Annotated in this window: 2 protein-coding genes; both read right to left on the minus strand. The window is 43.2% G+C overall.

Features of this window, described 5'->3' with window-relative positions; genetic code table 11:
• Positions 1 to 645 (minus strand): serine hydroxymethyltransferase (locus EHQ64_RS07250; RefSeq protein ID WP_135648829.1); only part of this gene is annotated, 645 nt, incomplete at its 3' end.
• Positions 646 to 663: 18 nt separating this feature from the next.
• Positions 664 to 1,473: a lipoate--protein ligase family protein gene (locus tag EHQ64_RS07255; RefSeq protein WP_135648830.1), complete on the minus strand. Its 810-nt coding sequence runs from the start codon at positions 1,471 to 1,473 to the stop codon at positions 664 to 666.
• Positions 1,474 to 1,475: the final 2 nt, after the last annotated feature.

The following is a 1,475-nucleotide window of genomic DNA, read 5'->3' on the forward strand; positions in this document are numbered from 1 at the left end:
TTCGATCGGGGAAGGATGGTATCCTGTTGCGACTAACCCGGAAATATGTGCGATGTCCGCCATTAGTTTTGCGCCTACGGATTTTGCGATCTCTGCGAATTTATCGAAATCTATGGTCCTGGAATAAGCGGAGGCTCCAGCTACAATCAACTTAGGCTTATGTTCTTTTGCAAGAGAAGCTAAGGAATCGTAATCGATTGTTTCCGTTTTTGGATCCACTCCGTATGGGATCGGTTTATAATATCTTCCGCTGATATTTACAGGAGAACCATGAGTTAAATGTCCTCCATGAGCCAGATTCATTCCTAAGAAAGAATCTCCAGGTTCCAAGGTTGCCAGGAATACTGCCATATTTGCCTGGGCTCCGGAATGGGGCTGAACGTTCGCATATTCTGCTTTAAAGATCTTTTTAGCTCTTTCGATCGCGAGGGATTCTACGGCGTCTGCGTTTACACAGCCATTATAGTACCTTTTGCCAGGATATCCTTCCGCGTATTTATTGGTAAGAGTAGATGTATAAGCTTCCAGAACAGATCGGGACACGAAGTTTTCGGAAGCGATCATTTCCAGGTTTTGTTCCTGTCTTTTGTCTTCCGCTTGTAGTGCTTGGAAAATTTCGGGGTCTTGTTGTGGAAGATATTTCATTTTTTCCTCGGTTTTGTTTTAGGGAGTATCTCCCAGAATATAACGTAGATCTGAGTATTTTTCCCGAAACAGACGATCCGTTTCCTTTCTGACTTTTCGAAAGAAGGATGGATCCGTTTCGGTACCTAGGATTTCAACCCCCAGATAATCCGCAAATAAAAGGGAAAGGTCTTCCTTGAATTTTCCGGACGAAAAGGAAGCAGGTAAAGAGCTTACAAATTCCTCATGGGATCGCCCTTTTCTGTATTCCGGCTCTTCTGGAGGGTGGGGAAGAAGGTCGGAAACTAGGGAGATCAATTGGGAATCCAGGATCAGTGTTCCGTGTTGGACAATACAGTTCTTCTTTCTGAATTGGGCATTTCCGGAAATTTTTTTCCAAACATCTGTAGAGATCTCCAATGCAAGATCCGATTTTCCCTTACATTTGGTCTTGAGTCCCTGCTTGTTCAATGCGGAAGAAATGATCCCAAGGAATATCTGATAAGAATTCGAGACTGGATATAATTCAGGCTTAGCTTCTAACGAAACAAAAAGGCTGAAGTTCAAATTCCAATTAGGTTCATGTACGACCGTTCCGCCTCCACTTGCTCTTCTTGCGATATAAGTAGGATCTCCTACAGAATTCTTTTTAGGAAGTTTTGTATCTGAGAACTTCGAAATAAAACTTTGCACGTTCTCTTTTCCCGCACTAAGTTCCGGTTTTTCGGAAAGACCTAGTATGATGGACCTCGGTCCTTCCCAAAAGCGGATCCCTCCAATATATCCGAAGGCAGTTAGTTGCAACGCCAATGCTTCCTCTAATGCAAGATTATAGTAAGGAGTTCGGATAG

It is taken from the genome of Leptospira sarikeiensis (assembly GCF_004769615.1).
GTDB lineage: Bacteria > Spirochaetota > Leptospiria > Leptospirales > Leptospiraceae > Leptospira_B > Leptospira_B sarikeiensis.